This is a genomic window from Veillonella sp. CHU594 (genome assembly GCF_003992265.1).
In the GTDB taxonomy this organism is placed as follows: domain Bacteria; phylum Bacillota; class Negativicutes; order Veillonellales; family Veillonellaceae; genus F0422.
This window is the reverse complement of record NZ_RQVB01000001.1, coordinates 48,207-69,151: the sequence shown is the minus strand read 5'-3', so window position 1 is coordinate 69,151 and position 20,945 is coordinate 48,207. Positions and strand designations below refer to the sequence as shown.

Annotated in this window: 23 protein-coding genes, 4 tRNA genes and 1 other RNA gene; 27 read left to right on the top strand and 1 reads right to left on the bottom strand. The window is 39.4% G+C overall.

Annotated features, from left to right (window positions below; genetic code table 11):
- The first annotated feature begins 4 nt into the window (after positions 1-4).
- From rpsF to EO111_RS00220, 27 genes are all read left to right on the top strand, one after another.
- Complete coding sequence (rpsF, locus tag EO111_RS00350; RefSeq protein ID WP_009353064.1) at positions 5-289, top strand: 30S ribosomal protein S6; 285 nt, start codon at positions 5-7, stop codon at positions 287-289.
- 21 nt (positions 290-310) lie between these two features.
- Positions 311-721, top strand: coding sequence for a single-stranded DNA-binding protein (locus tag EO111_RS00345; protein WP_009353084.1), 411 nt, complete (start codon positions 311-313; stop codon positions 719-721).
- 38 nt (positions 722-759) lie between these two features.
- On the top strand, positions 760-990 hold the full coding sequence (gene rpsR / locus EO111_RS00340; protein ID WP_009353119.1) for a 30S ribosomal protein S18: 231 nt from the start codon (positions 760-762) through the stop codon (positions 988-990).
- A gap of 468 nt (positions 991-1,458) precedes the next feature.
- The gene (locus EO111_RS00335) at positions 1,459-2,874 is read left to right on the top strand and encodes an aspartate ammonia-lyase (protein WP_009353123.1); all 1,416 of its coding nucleotides are present in this window, start codon (positions 1,459-1,461) and stop codon (positions 2,872-2,874) included.
- A 361-nt stretch (positions 2,875-3,235) separates the two neighbouring features.
- On the top strand, positions 3,236-3,613 hold the full coding sequence (locus tag EO111_RS00330; protein WP_062401384.1) for a CrcB family protein: 378 nt from the start codon (positions 3,236-3,238) through the stop codon (positions 3,611-3,613).
- 1 nt (position 3,614) lies between these two features.
- On the top strand, positions 3,615-4,601 hold the full coding sequence (locus tag EO111_RS00325) for a molybdopterin-binding protein (protein ID WP_127010172.1): 987 nt from the start codon (positions 3,615-3,617) through the stop codon (positions 4,599-4,601).
- 103 nt (positions 4,602-4,704) lie between these two features.
- On the top strand, positions 4,705-5,619 hold the full coding sequence (locus EO111_RS00320) for a PLP-dependent cysteine synthase family protein (RefSeq protein WP_062401388.1): 915 nt from the start codon (positions 4,705-4,707) through the stop codon (positions 5,617-5,619).
- 62 nt (positions 5,620-5,681) lie between these two features.
- Complete coding sequence (gene epsC, locus EO111_RS00315; RefSeq protein WP_009353111.1) at positions 5,682-6,308, top strand: serine O-acetyltransferase EpsC; 627 nt, start codon at positions 5,682-5,684, stop codon at positions 6,306-6,308.
- A gap of 8 nt (positions 6,309-6,316) precedes the next feature.
- Positions 6,317-7,105 carry a carbon-nitrogen family hydrolase gene (locus tag EO111_RS00310; RefSeq protein WP_009353113.1) on the top strand — a complete coding sequence of 263 codons (789 nt, stop codon included), beginning with the start codon at positions 6,317-6,319 and terminating at the stop codon, positions 7,103-7,105.
- A 94-nt stretch (positions 7,106-7,199) separates the two neighbouring features.
- Positions 7,200-7,275: transfer RNA gene (locus EO111_RS00305), tRNA-Asp, on the top strand.
- 44 nt (positions 7,276-7,319) lie between these two features.
- A tRNA-Phe gene (locus EO111_RS00300) sits at positions 7,320-7,395 on the top strand.
- A gap of 15 nt (positions 7,396-7,410) precedes the next feature.
- Positions 7,411-7,496, top strand: a tRNA-Leu gene (locus EO111_RS00295).
- A 5-nt stretch (positions 7,497-7,501) separates the two neighbouring features.
- Positions 7,502-7,576 (top strand) — tRNA-Ile (locus EO111_RS00290).
- A gap of 58 nt (positions 7,577-7,634) precedes the next feature.
- Positions 7,635-8,339 (top strand): class I SAM-dependent methyltransferase, encoded by a 705-nt coding sequence (locus EO111_RS00285; protein WP_127010171.1) that lies wholly within the window; start codon positions 7,635-7,637, stop codon positions 8,337-8,339.
- A 93-nt stretch (positions 8,340-8,432) separates the two neighbouring features.
- A complete protein-coding gene (locus tag EO111_RS00280) occupies positions 8,433-9,542 on the top strand; it encodes a Nif3-like dinuclear metal center hexameric protein (RefSeq protein WP_127010170.1) in 1,110 nt (369 codons plus the stop codon).
- A gap of 67 nt (positions 9,543-9,609) precedes the next feature.
- An RNA gene (rnpB, locus tag EO111_RS00275) (RNase P RNA component class A) lies at positions 9,610-9,963 on the top strand.
- Positions 9,964-10,006: 43 nt separating this feature from the next.
- The gene (locus tag EO111_RS00270; protein WP_127010169.1) at positions 10,007-10,324 is read left to right on the top strand and encodes a co-chaperone YbbN; all 318 of its coding nucleotides are present in this window, start codon (positions 10,007-10,009) and stop codon (positions 10,322-10,324) included.
- A 133-nt stretch (positions 10,325-10,457) separates the two neighbouring features.
- Positions 10,458-11,600 carry a hydrogenase small subunit gene (locus tag EO111_RS00265; RefSeq protein ID WP_127010168.1) on the top strand — a complete coding sequence of 381 codons (1,143 nt, stop codon included), beginning with the start codon at positions 10,458-10,460 and terminating at the stop codon, positions 11,598-11,600.
- The gene (locus tag EO111_RS00260; RefSeq protein ID WP_126940717.1) at positions 11,600-13,501 is read left to right on the top strand and encodes a nickel-dependent hydrogenase large subunit; all 1,902 of its coding nucleotides are present in this window, start codon (positions 11,600-11,602) and stop codon (positions 13,499-13,501) included. Before EO111_RS00265 ends, EO111_RS00260 begins: the two co-directional genes overlap by 1 nt.
- Before the next feature lie 13 nt (positions 13,502-13,514).
- Positions 13,515-14,231, top strand: coding sequence for a Ni/Fe-hydrogenase, b-type cytochrome subunit (gene cybH / locus EO111_RS00255; RefSeq protein WP_062401398.1), 717 nt, complete (start codon positions 13,515-13,517; stop codon positions 14,229-14,231).
- Positions 14,212-14,721: a HyaD/HybD family hydrogenase maturation endopeptidase gene (locus tag EO111_RS00250; RefSeq protein ID WP_062401400.1), complete on the top strand. Its 510-nt coding sequence runs from the start codon at positions 14,212-14,214 to the stop codon at positions 14,719-14,721. The genes cybH and EO111_RS00250 overlap by 20 nt, the downstream gene beginning before the upstream one ends.
- A 44-nt stretch (positions 14,722-14,765) precedes the next feature.
- Positions 14,766-15,143 carry a hydrogenase expression/formation C-terminal domain-containing protein gene (locus EO111_RS00245; RefSeq protein WP_062401403.1) on the top strand — a complete coding sequence of 126 codons (378 nt, stop codon included), beginning with the start codon at positions 14,766-14,768 and terminating at the stop codon, positions 15,141-15,143.
- 467 nt (positions 15,144-15,610) lie between these two features.
- Positions 15,611-16,453 carry a fumarate hydratase gene (locus tag EO111_RS00240; RefSeq protein WP_009353063.1) on the top strand — a complete coding sequence of 281 codons (843 nt, stop codon included), beginning with the start codon at positions 15,611-15,613 and terminating at the stop codon, positions 16,451-16,453.
- 14 nt (positions 16,454-16,467) lie between these two features.
- The gene (locus EO111_RS00235; protein WP_009353067.1) at positions 16,468-17,028 is read left to right on the top strand and encodes a Fe-S-containing hydro-lyase; all 561 of its coding nucleotides are present in this window, start codon (positions 16,468-16,470) and stop codon (positions 17,026-17,028) included.
- Between the two features lie 160 nt (positions 17,029-17,188).
- Positions 17,189-17,653, top strand: coding sequence for an NfeD family protein (locus EO111_RS00230; protein ID WP_062401404.1), 465 nt, complete (start codon positions 17,189-17,191; stop codon positions 17,651-17,653).
- A gap of 8 nt (positions 17,654-17,661) precedes the next feature.
- A complete protein-coding gene (gene floA / locus EO111_RS00225; protein ID WP_009353112.1) occupies positions 17,662-18,669 on the top strand; it encodes a flotillin-like protein FloA in 1,008 nt (335 codons plus the stop codon).
- Positions 18,670-18,689: 20 nt separating this feature from the next.
- Positions 18,690-19,184, top strand: a complete 495-nt coding sequence (locus EO111_RS00220; RefSeq protein WP_126940716.1) for a hypothetical protein — start codon at positions 18,690-18,692, stop codon at positions 19,182-19,184.
- A 298-nt stretch (positions 19,185-19,482) separates the two neighbouring features.
- Here the strand turns inward: EO111_RS00220 and EO111_RS00215 are convergent, their stop codons facing one another.
- Positions 19,483-20,715 (bottom strand): FprA family A-type flavoprotein, encoded by a 1,233-nt coding sequence (locus tag EO111_RS00215; RefSeq protein ID WP_126940715.1) that lies wholly within the window; start codon positions 20,713-20,715, stop codon positions 19,483-19,485.
- Between the last annotated feature and the right edge of the window lie 230 nt (positions 20,716-20,945).

Below are 20,945 nucleotides of genomic sequence, written 5' to 3'. Positions count from 1 at the left end.
TTGTATGAACAAATACGAAGTCATGGTGATTGTGAAACCAGCTGATGAAGAGACAAACAAAGCTACTTTTGATAAAATTGAGGCTTTAATTGCTCGTGTTGGCGGTACAGTTGAGAAAGTTGACGTTTGGGGTAAACGCCGTTTAGCGTATGCAGTAAATAAACATACTGATGGCGTATACGTATTGATTAACTTTGAAGCAGCTCCTGGCGAAATCAAAGAAATCGACCGCGTACTTAAAATCGACGATAACGTTCTTAGACACCTGATTGTAAAACACGAAGAATAATAGCCTAAGGAGGTTGAGGATATGAATTCTGTACAACTTTTAGGGAATTTAGCTCGTGACCCTGAGGTGCGTTACACAAAAACTGGTCGTGCTGTTGCTACTTTCACAGTAGCTGCATCCAATACATATGTGGATCAAAATGGCGAGACTAAGGAACAAACAGCGTTTGTAAATTGTGTAGCTTGGGGAAAATTAGGAGAAGCTGCGGGAAACTTGCGTAAAGGCAGCCGTTGTTTTGTAGAAGGTCGTATTGCGACTCGTTCTTACGAAGCACAAGATGGTACAAAACGATATGTAACAGAAGTAGTTGCTAATTTCGTGGGACAAGCCTTAGATACGCAATCATTTGATGCCTTTGACGGTGGTGCATCCAATTTTGATGATTTTGGTGCAGGTTCCGGTGCAGGCGCAGGTGAAGAAATTCCGTTCTAAGCTAAGAACTCCACAACTATATCAAAGGAGGTTTCTCAATGAGAAGAGATAGAGGCAGAAAACCAAGAAGAAAAGTATGTAACTTCTGTGTTGACCATGCTGATCAAATCGACTACAAAGATATTGCTAAACTTCGTCGTTTCACGACTGAACGTGGCAAAATTCTTCCACGTCGTATTTCTGGCGTTTGTGCTAAACATCAACGTAAATTGACACTTGCAATTAAACGTGCTCGTGCTATCGCGTTGTTGCCATTCACAGCAGAATAATTCTATACAAATATAAGCCCAGTAGCTAACTTAGTTACTGGGTTTTTTGTTTTCTAAAAGTGGTTAAAAAGATATAATTTGAGTTCGTTGGCTCCCGGTTGGCGCCACTTTTTATGCTTTTTTGCGTGCGGTTGGAACCACATTTATTCTTCTGGAGTGTAGTTGGAGTTAGCTTTTATATGTTTCCTATATAGCAGAGGGTCCTTGTAATATAGAACTGGATGTATTTATAACATAAATTTTATATCATATATATTCCTATATAGTCTATAGAAATATATAAAAATGAGCAAAATTAATGATTGCTATGAGTTTTAGTTATTTTATTAGATGTACAAGGAGGCATTATTCGGAACTAGAAAGCATGCACCTATTTTGTATACAAGATACATGATATAATACAGGTATATCATATACACAAAGCTTATACAGTAGATACATATGATGTTATAAGAAATGAGGTATACTATGAGAAAAGAACATGATTTTCTAGGTGAATTAGAATTAGCCGATGAGTTGTACTATGGAGTACAAACATTACGTGGTATTGAAAACTTTTTTATTACAGGTAAACAAATTGACTTAGATTTCGTAAAAGCTATGGCTATGGTAAAAAAAGCTTGTGCTTTAGCGAATATGAGTACTGGTCGTTTAGATGAAAAAATAGGTCAAGCTATTAGTCGTGCTGCAGATGAAGTGGTACGTGGTAATTTCAATGATCAATTTCCTGTAGATCCTATCCAAGGAGGAGCAGGTACTTCTTTTAATATGAATATGAACGAAGTATTAGCGAACCGTGCTTTGGAAATTTTAGGGTATGAAAAAGGTCAATATGACATTGTATCTCCGAATAACCATGTGAATATGGCACAATCTACAAATGATACTTTCCCAACAGCTATCAAAGTATGTGCGATTATGAAAAGTAAACCTTTATTAATGGCACTTCGTCGTTTAGCAGATGAATTAGATAAAAAAGCTGAAGAGTATAAAGAAATTTTAAAAATGGGTCGTACTCATTTACAAGATGCGGTGCCAATTACATTAGGTCAAGAAATGGGTGCTTATGCATCTGGCGTGCGCCGTGGTATTCGTCGTATCAAATCTGCTATGTTAGAAGCACATACTGTGAATATGGGGGCTACTGCTGTGGGTACAGGCTTGAATGCAGAGCCTACGTATATCAAAGCTGTTGTAGATGAATTATCCCGTGTTGTAGGAGAACCGTTCATTACGGCGGACAACTTAATTGATGCTACGAACAATACAGATGTGTTTGCGGATATTTCTTCTGGATTGAAAGTAACAGCCCTAGTATTAATTAAAATGGCTAATGACTTCCGTTTAATGGCATCTGGCCCTCGTTGTGGTATTGGTGAGTTAAAATTACCGCCACGTCAACCGGGTTCTTCCATCATGCCAGGCAAAGTAAATCCAGTAATTGCGGAAGTGTTGAACCAAACTTGTTACCAAGTTATCGGCAATGATTTGACAATTTCTCTTGGCGTAGAAAATGGACAATTCGAATTAAATGTTATGGAACCAGTGATTGCTTATAACTTGTTCAACTCTATGTGCTACTTAAAAAATGCGGTAAATACATTTGTAGATAAATTGTTAGTTGACCTTGAAGTAGATAAAGAACAATGTGAATATTGGTTAGAACGTTCTGTTGGTATCGTCACAGCTTTGTTGCCGCATATTGGTTATGAAAATGCCTCTGCTTTGGCAAAAGAAGCGTTGGAAACTGATCGTAGCGTAAAAGAAATCATTCTAGAACAAGGATTGTTAACGAAAGAAGAAATGGATTATATTCTTTCTCCGAAAGAAATGACGCGCCCTGGTATTGCGGGTCAAGATTTAGTAAAAAATCCTGGAAACTAATGTATATAAAGGAACTGCTTAGAAATAGGCAGTTCTTTTTTGTTGTATCAAAGTAGTTGAGCTAGGTAGTCTATGTGGGTCTTCTTTAGTATAGCTCTTATAGGTAAGCTCTCTGTAACACGTAGTAGGAGTTATATTGGTATGGAGCGTGTATGAATCTAGTATACGTACTAGCTTATGCTACATGAGAGATGTCATGTGTGTATAATGTTGATATGACATATAGTGAAAAAAATAGTGGGCACTTCTAATATAGGGTGTAACTATAACAACTTATATATAAATCGAGAGAGAAAAATTCGCGGTTTAGTATATAATCCGCTTAGGGTAGTGTATAATAAAGGAATAAAGGAGTTTGATTATGAATGTATATATAGCAGTGGCTATTGGTGGGGCTATTGGTGCCATGACGCGGTATGGCATTGGACAGTATATGGTCACGAAAGGAGCACTGTATCCTTGGGGAACGGTGCTAGTAAATATCATAGGGTCCATGTTTATTGGCTTGGGCATGGCATATATTGAAGGGCAACCTAATGTGTCACCTTGGGTAAAGCTGTTATGTATTACAGGGTTTTTAGGTGGACTTACAACCTTTTCTACCTTTATCTTTGAAGGATATATGCTGCAAGAGAAAGGTTTGTGGTATATGCTATCCTACATGGGTGGACAGGTATTGGTTGGGTATGGCCTGTGCGGGCTAGCTTTCACCATTGGTAAACGAATGTGGGGATACTAGAATGAAAGAAATACATGTAAAAGATGCAGTGGGTCAAGCACTATGCCACGATATTGTGCGCATCGTCATTGGAGAAGTAAAAGACACACCATTTAAACGAGGACACATCATCAGAGCGGAAGATGTGGAATTATTATTGCAATTAGGAAAAGAGCATATTTATGTAATGGAAGAATCCGACTATAATTTGGTTCATGAGGAGCAAGTAGCAGAAGAATTATATCGTTTTTGTGAACATCCATCTCTCAGCCCTACCCCAGTACAACAAGGCAAAATTGAAGCCTTGGCAAATCATGATGGTGTATTGACCGTGGATGTGGAAGGATTGCATGAAATCAATAGTATTGGGGAGTTGACCATTGTTACAAGATTACACGGCACACCTGTAAAAGCTAGGCAACCGGTAGCAGGCATGCGATGTATTCCATTATTATTAGAAGCATGGCAGTTAGAAGAAGCGAAACGATTACGTGAAGGTAAGGAGCCTATCTTACAAGTCTATCCATTTGTGCGTAAAAAAATGGGTATTGTTACTACAGGTAGTGAAGTCTTTGCAGGGCGCATTCAAGATGCTTTCACAGCGGTTATCCAAGACCGTGTAGCGGATTATGGTGTAGAACTGGTAGCTCATGAAATTGTGCCAGATAATACTGATCAAATTGTGGAGGCCATAGACAAAGTAAAGTCCCAAGGGGCAGAGATTATCTTCTGCACGGGTGGTATGAGTGTAGATCCTGATGATTTAACTCCAGGTGCCATTGCACGTCGTGCGAAAGAAGTAGTTACTTATGGGCTACCAGTGTTGCCAGGCTCGATGGTGTGCATTGCGTATTTGGAAGATAGTACGCCAGTACTGGGGGTACCAGGTGGTGTATTGTACAATAATCCGAGCGCTTTTGATGTGATAACGCCACGTTTATTAGCAGATGTACGAATCACAAAAGAAGATTGCATTCGTATGGGGCATGGTGGCTTTCAATCAAAATAAGTAAAATTTTGAGAAGAATGTAGTTGACAAAATCAAATCCTATCTATAGAATAGGAATAAAATTAAGTGTTTTATATTGAAGTCTAAGTAGAGGAGAATAAGTATGGCTGTTGTAAAAAATGCAATTGACTTAATTGGAAACACACCAATGTATCGAATTCCAGATACTAATGTATATGTGAAATTAGAAAAATACAATGCCGGTGGCAGTGTAAAAGATCGTGCTGTTCTTGGTATGTTGCAAGATGCGCAAGAAAAAGGCTTAATTAAAAACGATACTATTATTGTAGAAGCCACAAGTGGTAATACCGGTATTGCTTTAGCTATGCTAGGTGCTATGTTGTCCATTAAAACAATCATTATTATGCCTGAAAGTATGAGTAAGGAACGTCGTGAATTAATTAAAGCCTATGGAGCACAATTAATTTTAACTCCAAAAGAATTAGGTATGAAAGGTGCTCTTGGAAAGGCACAAGAAATTCTTGATAACTATCCTAATGCAGTGACTTTGGGGCAATTTGTTAACCCAGCAAATCCACATGCACATTATGAAACAACAGCGAAAGAAATTTTGCGCGATGTGCCTAACGTAGGTATCTTCGTAGCTGGCATTGGTACAGGTGGCACCTTCACAGGTGTAACAAAAGCTTTAAAAGAGCAACACCCATATATTAAAGCGGTGGCCGTAGAACCGGAAGGATCTCCAGTTATTTCTCGCGGTACTGGTGGGGTTCATAAAATTCAGGGTATTGGAGCTGGATTTATTCCAGAAAACTTCGACTCTTCTTTGATGGATGAAGTACAAACAGTAACCGATGAAGATGCGATTGAAGAAGTAGCTAACTTCATGCGTGAAACTGGTATTGGTATTGGTATTTCATCAGCAGCTGCGATTTTTGTGGCTCGTCAATATGGTCGTAAATTCCCAGATGTAGACGTTGTCGTGGTAGCTCCAGATGGAGTAGAAAAATATCTATCTATGATTCAATTTGAAAGTGTAGATTGGATTCATTCTTAATCGATTGTGATACAAAAGATAGCATGGTCTAGGCCATGCTATCTGTGTATAGGGAGGAATTTATGAGAGAGGTATGGAATTCTATTCGATACAATATACAGCGTGTATTACAATCTGATCCAGCTGCTACCTCTTGGTATATGGTAGTGTGGACATATCCTCATATAACAGCATTATTTTGGCATTTTTTTGCGCATCGTCTATATCGAAAAGGTTGGTTTACTTTGGCCCGGCGAGTAGCATTACATGCACGTCGAGTAACGGGCATAGAAATTCACCCAGGTGCGAAAATTGGTAAAGGCTTATTTATTGACCATGGTATGGGGGTTGTCATTGGTGAAACTGCTATTGTAGGAGATAATGTGACACTGTTTCATGGGGTGACTCTTGGAGGGATGGATTCTCGTAAGATAAAACGTCATCCTACGGTGGAAGATGATGTGCTTATCGGTGCAGGCACAAAGGTGCTAGGTGATATTACGGTAGGAAAAGGTTCAAAAATAGGTTGTAATCTAGTCATTAAACGAGATGTACCAAAGAATGTGATCATTTTTGAAACGGAACCAGAGCATATTATATATCGTCGCCCTAAAGTAGATCGTTTTGACAAAGGATCCTATGTACCACGACGGCATGCGTTGCCATTAGAGCCAAATGACTTTACTGATCATATGGCTTGGCACATTTAGGAGGAATGATGAAAGAGTTACGATTAGGTATCATTCAATTAGCTACAGAGATTGGACAAATAGATAGTAATTTTGAAACAGTGGAAACTTGTGTACGAGCGATTGCTAAGCAAGGCGTGGATGTAGTAGTATTGCCAGAAACTTGGAATACGGGCTTTATGACGGGTCCAGAGTTACATGCATTGGCAGATGAATCAGGTCAACGGGCGCAAGCTTTGTTGGGTGAATTGGCGCAATCAGAACATGTGAATATCTTTGGTGGATCAGTAGCTGTTAAAGAAGGAGACACTATCTACAATAGAACCTATGTATACAACCGCAAAGGGGAATTGCTATCTACGTATGATAAGATGCATGGGTTTAGTCCTGCCAAAGAAAATGAATATTTCACGGGTGGTAATTCGATTCATAACTTTACATTAGATGGCGTGCTTTGTTCCAGTGCCACATGTTATGATATTCGTTTTCCCGAACTAATTCGTAAATCAGCATTACAAGGGATAGAATTATTCTTTTTGCCAGCTCAATGGCCATTGTTACGTTTACATCATTGGCAAATATTAAATCAAGCTAGGGCTATAGAGAATCAAATGTTTTTCTGTAGTGTTAATGGTTGTGGAACTATTGGTAAATTACCAATGGCAGGTCACTCGATGGTAGTAGACCCTTGGGGTGAAGTGTTATTAGAATGTGATGAAACGCCGCAAACTCACATAGTAACTATTGATTTAGACATTGTAGACCACATTCGCTCTAAAATTAATGTGTTCCGTGATAGAAAACCAAATTGTTATTAATAGAATTAGTATGCATTTTAGGAATATATATAATTGACCATAGGTATTGCCAAGATGTAATACCTATGGTATAGTATATAAGTACTCAGTACACGGCCCCGTGGTGTAGCGGTTAACATGTCGCCCTGTCACGGCGAAGATCGTCGGTTCAAATCCGATCGGGGTCGCCATTTTTTTTACCTATTTTTAAGCAAATATATCGATTTATATATTTGCCTCGGTAGCTCAGTCGGTAGAGCAACGGACTGAAAATCCGTGTGTCGGCAGTTCGATTCTGCCCTGAGGCACCATATACATATCCTCATGCGGATGTGGTGGAATGGCAGACACGCCATCTTGAGGGGGTGGTGAGCGTACGCTCGTATGGGTTCAAGTCCCATCATCCGCACCAAACGAGGGCCTATAGCTCAGGGGTAGAGCAACCGGCTCATAACCGGTCGGTCCCTGGTTCAAATCCAGGTGGGCCCACCATAAGAAACCATCTCACAATGTGAGATGGTTTTTGTTATCTATAGATGTTCATTGTATAATGAAAGAGAAGATTACAGATATGGCACTTTCAAAACGATTAGAACAAGTATTACATATGATTCCACAATGTCAAACGGTGGCGGATGTGGGTACCGATCATGGGTATTTAGCAGTGGCTTGCATAGAAGAAAAAGTGGCTACACAAGTTATCGCTATTGATGTGAATCAAGGCCCTTTGGAATCCGCTAAAGGATTGGTAAAAGAACGGAAATTAGAAAATTATATTACATGTAGATTAGGAGATGGATTAGCTGTCACAAAAGAAGGAGAAGTAGACTGCGCAGTCATTTGCGGCATGGGCGGAGAATTGATGCAACACATCATTACGGTAGGTCCTGAATTGTTACATACCTATGTATTACAACCACAAAGCCATCGACGAGAGTTGAAACAATTTTTGGTAGATCAAGGGTATGGCATTGTCCAAGAATCATGCTTAGTAGAGGGTAACCAATATTATGACATGTGGTTAGTACAACGAGGCGCTACTTCCGTGTATAATGAGCTATCTAGAGAATCGATGTTATGGGAATATGGTGCTTTGTTACAACAAGAACAATCTGAAGTTTGGACACAGCACATACAACGTAGAATTGAAACGTTGCAATCTATCCTACAACATATGCGTGATACAGCGAAATCTAGTGATGCTGTTCAGGTGATGGAACAAGAAATGAAGGCGTTACAAGGTATTTTACAATAGGTACAGATGAAACTTTCACCATTAAAAAAAGTATAACCATTGATGAGTATGGAACGTTACATCATACCTTGAGATGGTGGATAGGAGGTATATATGGTAACTATGAAAGATATTGCTCAAGCCATTGAAAGTCAAGCGCCATTGCAGTTGCAAGAGTCTTGGGATAATTGCGGATTACAAGTGGGATCTATGAGTTCAACCGTTCAACGTGTGTTAACGGCATTAGATGTGACGCCAGAAGTAGTAGCAGAAGCGATAGAGCAACAGATAGATGCGATTGTGACACATCATCCGATGATTTTCAAAGGTATAAAATCTATCAACATTGATACGATACAAGGTAAGATGATTAGAGATCTATTATGCCATACGATTAATGTGTATAGTGCGCATACGAATTTGGATGTTACAGCTGGCGGGCTTAATGACGAAGTGGCTATACGACTAGGGTTACAAGATATACAAGGGTTAGAAGAAACGGGACGTGACGTAGCTTATAAAGTGGCTGTTTATGTACCTATTACGCATAGTGAACAACTTCGCCAAGCCATGGGCAACGCGGGGGCAGGTCATATCGGTGCGTACAGTCATTGCAGTTTTTCTGTTGCTGGAGAAGGGAGATTCTTGCCCTTAGAAGGGACGAACCCTTTCATTGGTCAGGTAGGGGCGATTGAAACTGTGCCAGAAGAACGTGTGGAAACGGTAGTGCCTAAAAAGCTATTAGGTCAGGTGTTAGCGGCTATGAAAGAAGCTCACCCTTATGAAGAAATTGCCTACGATATAGTAGCCTTAGAGAATGCTTATGATGCACACTGTATTGGTCGCATTGGCAATTTACCGCAACCACTATCGATAGAGGAGTTCAAAGAAGTATTACAATCTGCATTCCCTCATAGTACATTGCGTTGGGGTGGAGCTAAGAAATCATCCATTCAACGTGTAGGTCTATGCACGGGTAGTGGAGCGGAGTTCATTAAGATAGCAGCTAAGCAAAAAGCAGATGTGTATATTACTGGGGATGTCAAATACCATGATATGCAACTAGCAAAAGAATTAGGAATCACAGTTGTTGATGCGGGCCATTATGGTACAGAATACATGAGCCAAACAGTATTGAAACGAATGATAGAAAGAATTTTCACAACTCAAGAAGTAGAGGTCATAGAAAGTAAAGTGCAAAGAGATTTTTTCTTTGAAGTCTAAGCACTTTCGGTTTATAATGTATAAGAGAGGTATTGACCCTCTCGGTGGTCTATGCTAGACTTAAACAGTAAGTATGAAAGGCGATTGCAAGTCTACTTGACTTGAGGAAAGTCCGAGCTCCATAGGGCAGGATGCCGGCTAACGGCCGGCGTGGGTGACCATAGGGAATAGTGCCACAGAAAAGTAAACCGCCACCTTTGGGTGGTAAGGGTGGAACGGTCGCGGTAAGAGCGCACCAGGTACATGGTAACATGTATGCTCGGTAAACCCCATCCGGAGCAAGGCCGAATAGGAAAGGGTTAAGGGTTGCCCGCCTACCTTTCGGGTTGTGCCGCTTGAGCGTATAGGCAACTATGCGCCTAGAAAGATAATCGCCACTGCGAAAGCAGGACAGAACTCGGCTTATTGATTGCTTGCTCAAAACCGCTCTTCGGAGCGGTTTTGTTATTGTAGGAGGTATTGTGATGAAACTAGAATCGATTAACAACTATGAAGATTTTAAAGCTGTTGTAAAAGGTGAGGATGAAATCGTCTTAGCTTGCTTTACAGCAGAATGGTGTTCTCCTTGTCAATCTATGAAAGAAGAACTGGATGTGTTATATGATGAATTGCAAGGTGTAGCACGTATGATTGCTATTGATATTGATGTAGCTAAAGAGATTGCTTTAAAAGAAGATGTGCAAGGTGTACCAACAATTATCTACTATAAAAAAGGAAAAGAGAAAGATCGCGTAGGAGGCTATAAGAAGGCAGCTTCTGTACGTAAATTATTGAAACTATAAATAGAGGATATAAAAATATTTTTACAAATTAGTGATTAATGTTCTATAGAAGGAATATCTTTCATGATATACTATGGATAGTATATCAATTTGTAGAGATGCTATAAAGTTATTGCAAGAAAGGGGCTTTTTTGTGAAAGAATCATTGAATAGTCTTTGGAATCTATTCCAAGAGCGTAAATTAAGCCGACGTACTTTTATGAAATCCTGTGTAGCTTTAACTGCTATTTTAGGGTTGCCGCCAGCATTGACCAATAAAGTCGTAGCAGCGGCAGAAACAAAAGAATTACCTACGGTGATTTGGTTGCATGGTCATGAATGTACAGGATGTGACGAGTCTTTCATTCGATCCACATCGCCTTTCGCATCTGATGTGATTTTAAATATGATTGCCTTAGAGTATGATGATACCTTGGCTGCCGCAGCAGGGGAACCATTTGAACATCATTTACATCACTTGTTAGAAAGTAAAAAAGGTAAGTATGTATTAGCTGTTGAAGGTGGCGTTCCATTGGATGAAAATGGATCTTACTGCCAAGTTGGTGGACGTCCATTTGTAGATGTATTGAAAGAATGCGCTGAAGGGGCTGCTTTCATCATCGAATATGGATCTTGTGCAGCTTGGGGAGGTATTCAAGCGGCAAAACCGAACCCAACGAATACAGTATCTGTTTCTTCTATTGTAAAAGGTAAAAAAATCATTAAAGTACCTGGATGCCCTCCGATTCCAGAGGTCATGACTGGTGTGATTATGCATTATGCTTTATTTGGCGAAATTCCACCTCTTGATGTAGAAGGAAGACCAAAACAATTCTATGGCAATCGTATCCATGATACATGCTATCGTCGTCCTTTCTTTGATTCTGGATTGTTTGTGGAACATTTTGATGATGATGCATCGAAAGCTGGTTGGTGTCTATATAAAGTAGGTTGCCGTGGACCAGAAACATATAACTCTTGTGGCAATTTGCGTTGGTGGAATGGGTTGTCCTATCCAATTCAATCTGGACATGGTTGTATTGGTTGCTCTGAAAAGGGATTCTGGGACAATGATAACTTTTATCAACGATTGCCTCATATTCATACCCCAAACACCATCACTGATGTGGATACATTAGGAACAGTGGCAGGATTCGGCGCTTTTGGTGCAGTCATTGCCCATGGTGGGGTTACGCTAGCGAAACATAAATATGATTCCATCCAAGAAGAGAAAAAATACTTAGCTGAACAAGAAGCAAAACAAAAAGAATCTGGCGAGAAAGGTAGTGACCAATAATGAAACGAGTTGTAGTCGATCCAGTGACCCGTATTGAAGGTCACTTACGTGTAGAAGTTAGTGTTGATGAAGGAACAGGCCAAGTACAAGATGCCCTATCTAGTGGTACGGCTTGGCGTGGGATTGAATTAGTAGCTAAAAATCGTGACCCTCGAGATGTATGGGCTTTTGTGCAACGCATATGTGGAGTATGTACCTCTACGCATGCCTTAGCAGCTCTTCGTGCTGTAGAAGATGCATTGGGGATTCAAATTCCTAAAAATGCCAATTATATTCGTAATATGATGCATAGTTGTTTAGATGTGCATGACCATATTGTGCATTTCTATCACTTGCATGCCCTTGACTGGGTAAGTCCAGTAGAGGCATTGAAAGCAGATCCTAAGAAAACAGCAGAATTGCAACAACAAGTCTTAGACACATACAATGTGAGTGGATTACAACCAAAAGATTTGGAATCTGGCACATCTGCATACCCTAAGGAGTTCCCTAAAGGAAATGCTACGTATTATGCAGCGATCCAAACAAAAGTGAAAAAAATTGTAGAAAGTGGTCAATTAGGTATTTTCTCCGCCCAATGGTGGGATCACCCAGACTATCAATTATTGCCTCCAGAAGTGCATTTGATGGCCATTTCCCACTATTTGACAATCTTGGATCGTCAACGTGATATTGTGACACCACATGTTATTTTCGGTGGCAAAAACCCACATCCTCATTACATTGTAGGTGGTATGCCTTGCTCTATTTCCATGGATGATATGAATGCACCTGTCAATGCGGCTCGTTTGGCAAGTGTAGATGAATCTATTTCCTTGGCAAAAGATTTGGTGAACTATTTCTATTTACCAGATTTACTAGCTATCGGCCATCTATATGTAAAAGCTGGCATGGTAGACGGCGGCGGATTGGCGAAAAAACGCGTGTTAGCTTATGGTGGCTATCCAGATGATACATTCACTGGCATCAGCAACGGAGATTATTTCAAAAAAGCGCTGGTGCGTGCAAACGGTGTAGTAGAAAACTTTGAGCTTGGCTGGGAAAAAGCAACATTTACAGCACTAGAAGGGGAAGATTTGATGAACCCTGACTTCTTGTCAGAAGAAATCAATCATTCTTGGTTTGAATATCCAAATGGTGAAACATCCTTGCATCCAACAGAAGGTGTGACAAAACCTGCTTTCACAGGTCCTAAAACGGGAACAAATAAAAAATGGGAATTCTTGGATGAAGAGAAAAAATATTCTTGGATTAAATCTCCTACATTCAAAGGAAAAGCCTGCGAAGTGGGCCCATTGGCAAAATATATCGTTGTCTATGTAAAAGTAAAACAAGGCATCATCAAAGACCCAACTTGGGCTGAGAAAATGATGGTGGACCAAATTGATGCTGTATCCAAAGTGCTAGGCGTACCAGCGCATGTGTGGATGTGTTCCACAGTGGGCCGTACCGCAGCTCGTGGTTTAGATGCACAAGTGGCAGCGAATTTGAGCCAACATTTCTACAATCGCTTGATTGAAAATATCAAAACCGGTGATACTGTAGTGGCGGACACGCGTAAATTCGATCCTAATACTTGGCCAAAAGAGGCAAAAGGTGTAGGTGTATTAGATGCACCTCGTGGTGGCTTAGGTCATTGGTGTGTCATCAAAGATGGTCGTGTAGACAATTATCAATGTATCGTACCAACGACTTGGAATGCATGCCCTAAAACGATTGCTGGCGAACATGGTGCATATGAAGCAAATATGATGGATACAAAAGTTAAAATTGCAGATAAACCATTGGAAATTTTAAAAGGGATTCATTCCTTTGACCCTTGCTTAGCATGTGCGACGCACTTGTACAATAAAAAGGGTGAAAAAATAGTGTCTGTCAATACAGATGCCCTATGTAAATAGGAGGAGGCTATCTATGTTACCGTTAAATAAAAAGCCCTATCGCGTATTTAGTTTATGGCTTCGTATTTTCCATTGGACTATGGTGCTCTGTGTAACGGCTCTATTCTGGACTGGCTTGTATATCGGGAATCCAGGATTCCAAGCTACACCAGGTAGTGTGGAACCGACTATTGCTGTAGGCGGTTGGTTCTCTATGGAAATGATTCGTAAGATTCACTTCATTGCAGCCTTTATCTTAATTGCATCTTTTGTATTCCGTATTTACGGAGGCATTCGCTATCGAGGGGATCGCTTATTCCCAAGATTTCATAAAAAAAGTTATTGGGTTGGTATATGGGATACCATGAAGCATTACATGATGTTGCCACAACAACGGGAGCATCGTTTCTTGCGTAATTCTTTAGCGCGTACTAGTTATGTGGGCGTCTATGTAATGATGTTCTTAGAAATTTCTACAGGACTTGCTATGTATGCCCAAGTGTATCCTGATACATGGGTGGCACAAATTTTTAATCCAGTGAACTTATTATTTACGGAATATCAAGTGCATATGATTCATCATTATATTGCTTGGGGATTCTTGTTATTTACAATTATTCACGTATATTTGGCATTCCGTGAAGATGTTATGGAAGAATCTGGAGAAGTATCTAGTATGGTTTCAGGTATGAAATTTTATCCTACAGATCCAGAAGATATAGAGGACTTATATGGACCAAATAAAAAGTAATCCCATTGTATTATTAGGGGTAGGCAATATTTTGCTTACTGATGAGGGATTCGGTGTCCATGTGGTGAACCAATTACAGGAGGATTATGTATTTAATCCTCCTATTACCATTCTAGATGGAGGCACCATGGGCATGGAATTGCTTACGTATATGCGGGGTATGACAAAACTATTATTAGTGGATGCCATCAATGGTGGTGATGTGCCAGGCACAGTATATGAGTTTCCTCATGAGGAAATGAATAGTTATTTTACTGAAGCTATTTCTGTGCATGAAGTGGGGATGCAAGATATTTTACGTATTCGTGCATTACAAGAAGATCCTTTAGAAGATGCCGTTGTCATCGGTGTAGAACCTGAAAGTTTAGAATTAGGCCTTACCTTGAGTGATTCCACACAAGCTGCGGTAGCAGAAGTGAAAGAACGAGTGCTGAGGGTTTTATCTAATTGGCATGTAACAGCTAGTCCTGTGAGTGGAAAAGAAGAATAGACTGCTACATACTATAAACTGTAATAATTTGATAAGGAGATTCTATGCAAAATGAATTTGGCCGTGTAAAAGCGGTGTTTCAAGAATTGAAAAATGCTATGCAGCACTTGCGTCAAACAGGAGAAACCTATACGATTTATGTGGAAAATACAGGTCTCACTATGGAAGAGCAAGTGGAAGTATTGGAAACATTGGGACGTGGTGATGTGACGATCCATCTGAAAGATACAGATCAACCAGTAGAATGGTATGAGTCTACGATTCGTGGTGTATGGATTGGCACCTTCCGTAATGGTCGCGATGAAGCGATACTCTATACGATTGAAGTATGTCGTTACCCAGAGTTAGCAGGCGCTTATGATGAAGATATCATTGGAGGAGAAGCCGATTTACAAGAGTGGATAGAAGCAGCTGACCTATAGTGGGTATGATTGTCTATAATAAATGTTACATATATGGCTGGAAATAACCTATATTTGCTATATCAATAAATCATAGGTAGCACTATTTCCATAAGAAAATATATAAAATAGCATAAATAAAACTCTCTTATTATGATTTAATGAGAGAGTTTTTCAGTTTATAGAGGTATATTTTGTGTGTAAACATAGTAGTTTTTAGTAGGAAATAATGTATTGAGAAGATTAAATATATGTGTATTTTAAATGGTTTATAAAGGGTGGATATTTGTCCATATAAGGAATGAACCATGGGATTTAAGAATACCTTAGAAATAGAGAACTATATGCATTTACCATTAAATGATAATAAATTCTATCATAATAAACAGTTATAGTACCTATTCTTAAAGAATTGAAAAAGATAAGGTAATGGTGATACAATAATACACAAGAGAAAGGTCTCTGTTTTAAGTTGAGGAGGGATTACTTTGCGTAACATTCACGTTGAGAAAGTAACAGAAAAGGTAGCAGAATTATGTATGAATGCAGCATATCATCTTCCAAAAGATATGTATAATGCATTGAAAAAAGGCTATGAGAGTGAGAAATCTCCAGTAGGTAAAGGCGTATTGGATCAAATCATCAAAAATGCGGAAATCGCTGATGCTGAAGATCGTCCAATCTGCCAAGATACTGGTCTTACAATCGTATTCTTAGAAGTTGGTCAAGATGTACACTTCGAAGGTGGAGATCTTGAAGAAGCTATTCAAGCTGGTGTAGCAAAAGGTTATGTGGACGGATATCTTCGTAAATCCGTAGTAGCTGAACCTTTGTTCAACCGTGTAAACACTAAAAATAATACTCCAGCAGTTATTTACACTAAAATTGTTCCAGGCGACAAAGTTGACATTAATGTAGAGTTAAAAGGCTTTGGCTCTGAAAACAAATCTGGCGTAAAAATGTTGGTTCCTGCTGATGGCGTTGAAGGCGTAAAAAAAGCAGTTCTTGAAATCGTTAAAAAAGCTGGCCCTAATCCATGCCCTCCAATGGTACTAGGTATTGGTATCGGTGGTACTATGGACTACGCAGCATTCCTTTCCAAAAAAGCTCTTCTTCGCTCTGTAGAAGAACGTAATGCACATCCTGAATATGCAAAATTGGAAGAAGAAATCAATGCAATGGTTAACAAAACTGGTATCGGACCTCAATTAGGTGGTTCTACAACAGCAGTTTCCGTTAATATCGAGTGGGCAGCAACACATATCGCTGGTCTTCCTGTAGCAGTAACTATCTGCTGCCACGCTAGCCGTCATGCTCACGGTGAAGTTTAAGAGGGGGAATAACCATGGCAGAACAAATTCGTATTCAAACACCTTTAACAGAAGAACAATCCCGTAAATTAAAAGCTGGTGATATGGTTCTTATTTCTGGTAAAATCTACAGTGCTCGTGACGCTGCTCATAAAGTAATGACTGAAGCATTAGCACGTGGCGAAGAATTACCAATCGATTGGCATGACAAAATCGTTTACTATTTAGGACCAAGCCCAGCTAAACCAGGAGATCCAATCGGTTCCGCTGGTCCTACAACATCTGGTCGTATGGATGCTTACACACCAACAATGCTTGATCAAGGTATCAAAGGCATGATCGGTAAAGGTTCCCGTAAACCAGAAGTTATCGAATCTATGAAGAAAAACGGCGTAACTTACTTTGCAGCCGTTGGTGGTGCAGCAGCTTTAATTGCTAAATCCATTAAAAAATATGATGTTATCGCTTATGCTGACTTAGGTCCAGAAGCTTTGGCAGAATTAACAGTAGAAGATTTCCCTGCAATCGTTGTTATCGATAGCGAAGGAAACGATTTCTACGAAATCGGTCAAGCTCCATACCGCGAAGACGTTTAATCACTAAACAATTAAGAGGCTTTCTTTAGAAGGCCTCTTATTTTATTATATATAGATTAAAGAGGAGAATAGAGATAACAAAATCTAGCTTTTTCATCTTTTATATAAAGAGATTGTGATATAATACAGATAAAGAGATAGTAAAGAGAAAGGAGACGCTATGATAGGACTTTTAGTAAGTGGTATTATTTTGCTCCTCATCGAAATGATGATACCAGGATTTGGCATATTTGGTCTAACAGGCTTGTTGCTATTCCTATGGGGTATCTATGATTGGATGGGAGGAGGACCTATGGCAATAGTTACTGTCACCTCGCTTTCAGTAGTGGGCGTACTATTGTTGTGGTGGATTATCTCTGTATTTCCTAAGACAGCTTTAGGAGAACGATTGACATTGCACCTAACATCTACTAAGGAAAAAGGATATGCTACACATCCAGACCCAAATTGTTGGTTGGGCAAGATTGGATATACAAAAACGGTGTTGCGACCAGCAGGGACCATCGTTGTGGAAGGAACATTCCTCGATGTAGTCACTGATGGTGAATTTTATGAACCAGGCACAGAAGTGGAAATTATTTCTGTTACTGGTGGTCGTATCGTAGTGAGAACTACAAATAGATAGGAGGACATATGGAAACAATTATTGGAACGGTAGGATTTATCATTTTTCCGATTATTCTAATTATCGGCATTTCTTTATTTTTACATTTCGTCCCATTAGGGCTATGGGTATCTGCTCTAGCAGCAGGCGTGAACGTCAGCATTATGACTTTGATTGGTATGCGTCTTCGTCGTGTATCTCCATCTCAAATCGTACTTCCTTTGGTGAAAGCCAATAAAGCTGGCTTAGATGTGACGGTAGATCAATTAGAGGCCCATTATTTAGCGGGTGGTGATGTAGACCGTGTGGTTGATGCATTGATTGCAGCAGAACGTGCTACTATGGAGTTAACATTTGAACGATCTGCAGCCATTGATTTAGCAGGTCGTGACGTATTAGAAGCAGTACAAATGTCGGTCAATCCAAAAGTGATTGAAACGCCGATTATTTCTGCAGTAGCTAAAAATGGTATTGAACTAAAAGTTCGTGCTCGTGTGACAGTGCGTGCTAATATTGATCGTTTAGTTGGTGGCGCTGGAGAAGCAACGATTATTGCCCGTGTTGGGGAAGGTATTGTTACTACTGTAGGTTCTTCTGAAGAGCATACAGACGTGTTGGAAAATCCAGACCATATTTCTCGTACTGTATTGAATAAAGGCTTAGATGCAGGGACAGCTTTTGAAATCTTATCCATTGATATTGCCGACGTAGATGTAGGACGTAATATTGGCGCCCAATTGATGACAGATCAAGCGGAAGCGGACAAAAAAATTGCCCAAGCTCAAGCAGAAAAACGTCGAGCTATGGCGGTGGCACAAGAACAAGAAATGCGTGCCCATACCCAAGAAATGCAAGCAAAGGTAGTAGAAGCTCAAGCGGAAGTACCAAAAGCATTATCTCAAGCGTTACGTGAGGGTAATTTGGGTGTTATGGATTACTATTCGATGAACAATATTATGGCGGACACTAAAATGCGTGAAAGCATTTCTGAAGGTGATTATGCGTCTACCATCGATGGTAAAGGTACACATGAATAAGGTAGAGGAGGTATCCGATTATGGAAATAGGGATACTCATTCTGATTATTTTAGGGTCCTTTATATTTAAAAAAGGAACATCTAACGAGGAATCGTCACAAAAACCAGTTCCGACTAAGGATATGACTTGGGAGGAAATGGAAGAGTATTATGGTATTACACTTTCACGGGACCCGAAGGAATCTGTGAATATGGATCCTGATGTAATGGTGGGAAACACCTCCGAAGGGACTGTGAATACAAGCAATCCAGTGAATGTAGATAGATATGAGAAGCCAGTAGACTCACCGAGATATGACGCAGAGGAAATGCGTGCTACAGTCCATGAACGAATAGAGGATAAACGAAGGAAATCTGCAAACATATCTGTTAACGAGGTAAGGAAAGACAGACCTATTTATTCTGGTACGTCTAAGAAGGAAGCCTTACGATTGGCAGCTAGACATGGAATGGTGTGGTCAATGATTTTAGAAGCACCAAAAGGGGCGCGTATGTTAGGTCGTTATCGTCGATAGTATGTTAGTAGAATCGATAGGTAATACCCAGATATAATGATGTGATTGTACTTATACATCCTCTGTGTAGATTTATTTGCTATCAGATATAGTAATGCATATATTACCTGTAAAAATGAGCTATCAAGTTGGGAATGTCCCTTCATGATAGCTCATTTTGTATATGTTACAAGGAATTTACAGTTACACTCTATACTAAATATTGGGTTATACTAAAACTAGATTCATCAATAGTATTATTAATTGTTTAGATGTATACATAAAAAGCGACTCTACACAGTAGAGTCGCTTGTATTGATTATAAAGTTTTAATATCTGTTTCTGCTAAGGAAGCAACGATGGAATCTGCTAATTCTTCAAACAATGGTAATTGTTCATTGTGTAATGCGCCTTTAATATCTAGTGGAGTACCAACAATTTCCATGTTTTTAAATTCATTTGTAAAGTAATCAACCATGCGTTTCATCGCGCCGGATGCCCAGGAATGGTTACCTACGATAGAAACTTTATGGTTATGGAAGTTTAATGCATGTAACTCATGTAATAAGTTTTCCATAGTCAAGTATAAGCCTAAGTTGTAAGTTGGTGCCATACATACTAAGTGGCTATATTTCCATGCATCAGAAATGATGTAAGATGGATTAGTTTTAGATACATCATAAATACGGATATCTGTTACACCGCGTAAAGATAGCAACTTCGCTAATTGCTGAGCCATTTCAGCAGTGTTACCATACATGGAACCGAAAGCAATGACAACGCCTTTTTTCTCTGCATTGTAAGTGCTCCAATGCATGTATTTACTGATGATATAAGAAATGCTATCAGGAGTTCTCCAAATTGGTCCATGAAGAGGTGCAATGATATTTACATTCAAGGAAGATGCTTTTTTCAATGCATTTTGTACTTGTGCACCATATTTGCCTACGATATTTGTGTAATAACGACGAGCTTCATCTTCGTATACACGATCAAAATCTAATTGATCAGCGAAGATATTGCCGTTGATGGTGCCAAATGTACCAAACGCATCAGCAGAGAATAAAGTGCCTGTTGTTGATTCGTAAGTACAGGTTACTTCTGGCCAGTGAACCATTGGCATGGTGTAGCTGTGAAGCTTATGATGACCAAGATCGATGGTGTCGCCTTCTTTTACTTCGTAGTAGTTGTCAGGAGCTGGACGACCATAGAACTGCTCAAAGAATCGGAAGGTAGTTTTATTGCCGACCATTTTCACATTTGGGTAACGGTCTAGCAATTCTACTAATGTAGCACAATGATCAGGTTCCATGTGATTTACGATTAAATAATCTAACTCACGACCATTTAACAAATGTTCTACATTGTCAAAGAATTCTTGACGAATGCTATCATCTACAGAGTCAACAATACAAGTTTTTTCGTCGTCAATAAAATAGGAATTGTAGCTTACCCCATTTGGAATTGGAAACAAGTTTTCAAAACGTTCTGTACTCCAATCGTTGCTACCAATCCAATAAATATGATCAGTCAATTTTTGTGCGCAATGCATAGTTAAATTCCTTTCATACATACGGGGGGATTGTTATGCCCCAGATTTTCTTATCAAATATATATTACTAGTTTATAAGCTAGAACGCAACCATTTTATATAGTTTTATTACAAATAGATAGATAAAATTCTATTTGTATTTTTGCAGTTTGACAATAGTAATGAATATAGGTAAACTTATAAGTATATATAATAGTAAAGTAATAGTGGAAGTGAATTACTTTCATAGA

What these genes read in the sequence shown, in the direction of transcription:
- EO111_RS00310 (WP_009353113.1), top strand. Translation starts at nt 6,317, where the DNA reads ATGAAAGAGTTACGATTAGGTATCATTCAATTAGCTACAGAGATTGGA.
- epsC (WP_009353111.1), top strand. Translation starts at nt 5,682, where the DNA reads ATGAGAGAGGTATGGAATTCTATTCGATACAATATACAGCGTGTATTA.
- EO111_RS00250 (WP_062401400.1), top strand. Translation starts at nt 14,212, where the DNA reads ATGGACCAAATAAAAAGTAATCCCATTGTATTATTAGGGGTAGGCAAT.
- EO111_RS00285 (WP_127010171.1), top strand. Translation starts at nt 7,635, where the DNA reads ATGAAAGAGAAGATTACAGATATGGCACTTTCAAAACGATTAGAACAA.
- floA (WP_009353112.1), top strand. Translation starts at nt 17,662, where the DNA reads ATGGAAACAATTATTGGAACGGTAGGATTTATCATTTTTCCGATTATT.
- rpsR (WP_009353119.1), top strand. Translation starts at nt 760, where the DNA reads ATGAGAAGAGATAGAGGCAGAAAACCAAGAAGAAAAGTATGTAACTTC.
- EO111_RS00235 (WP_009353067.1), top strand. Translation starts at nt 16,468, where the DNA reads ATGGCAGAACAAATTCGTATTCAAACACCTTTAACAGAAGAACAATCC.
- EO111_RS00330 (WP_062401384.1), top strand. Translation starts at nt 3,236, where the DNA reads ATGAATGTATATATAGCAGTGGCTATTGGTGGGGCTATTGGTGCCATG.
- EO111_RS00245 (WP_062401403.1), top strand. Translation starts at nt 14,766, where the DNA reads ATGCAAAATGAATTTGGCCGTGTAAAAGCGGTGTTTCAAGAATTGAAA.
- EO111_RS00320 (WP_062401388.1), top strand. Translation starts at nt 4,705, where the DNA reads ATGGCTGTTGTAAAAAATGCAATTGACTTAATTGGAAACACACCAATG.
- EO111_RS00280 (WP_127010170.1), top strand. Translation starts at nt 8,433, where the DNA reads ATGGTAACTATGAAAGATATTGCTCAAGCCATTGAAAGTCAAGCGCCA.
- EO111_RS00270 (WP_127010169.1), top strand. Translation starts at nt 10,007, where the DNA reads ATGAAACTAGAATCGATTAACAACTATGAAGATTTTAAAGCTGTTGTA.
- EO111_RS00220 (WP_126940716.1), top strand. Translation starts at nt 18,690, where the DNA reads ATGGAAATAGGGATACTCATTCTGATTATTTTAGGGTCCTTTATATTT.
- EO111_RS00260 (WP_126940717.1), top strand. Translation starts at nt 11,600, where the DNA reads ATGAAACGAGTTGTAGTCGATCCAGTGACCCGTATTGAAGGTCACTTA.
- EO111_RS00335 (WP_009353123.1), top strand. Translation starts at nt 1,459, where the DNA reads ATGAGAAAAGAACATGATTTTCTAGGTGAATTAGAATTAGCCGATGAG.
- rpsF (WP_009353064.1), top strand. Translation starts at nt 5, where the DNA reads ATGAACAAATACGAAGTCATGGTGATTGTGAAACCAGCTGATGAAGAG.
- EO111_RS00325 (WP_127010172.1), top strand. Translation starts at nt 3,615, where the DNA reads ATGAAAGAAATACATGTAAAAGATGCAGTGGGTCAAGCACTATGCCAC.
- cybH (WP_062401398.1), top strand. Translation starts at nt 13,515, where the DNA reads ATGTTACCGTTAAATAAAAAGCCCTATCGCGTATTTAGTTTATGGCTT.
- EO111_RS00215 (WP_126940715.1), bottom strand. Translation starts at nt 20,715, where the DNA reads ATGCATTGCGCACAAAAATTGACTGATCATATTTATTGGATTGGTAGC.
- EO111_RS00230 (WP_062401404.1), top strand. Translation starts at nt 17,189, where the DNA reads ATGATAGGACTTTTAGTAAGTGGTATTATTTTGCTCCTCATCGAAATG.
- EO111_RS00345 (WP_009353084.1), top strand. Translation starts at nt 311, where the DNA reads ATGAATTCTGTACAACTTTTAGGGAATTTAGCTCGTGACCCTGAGGTG.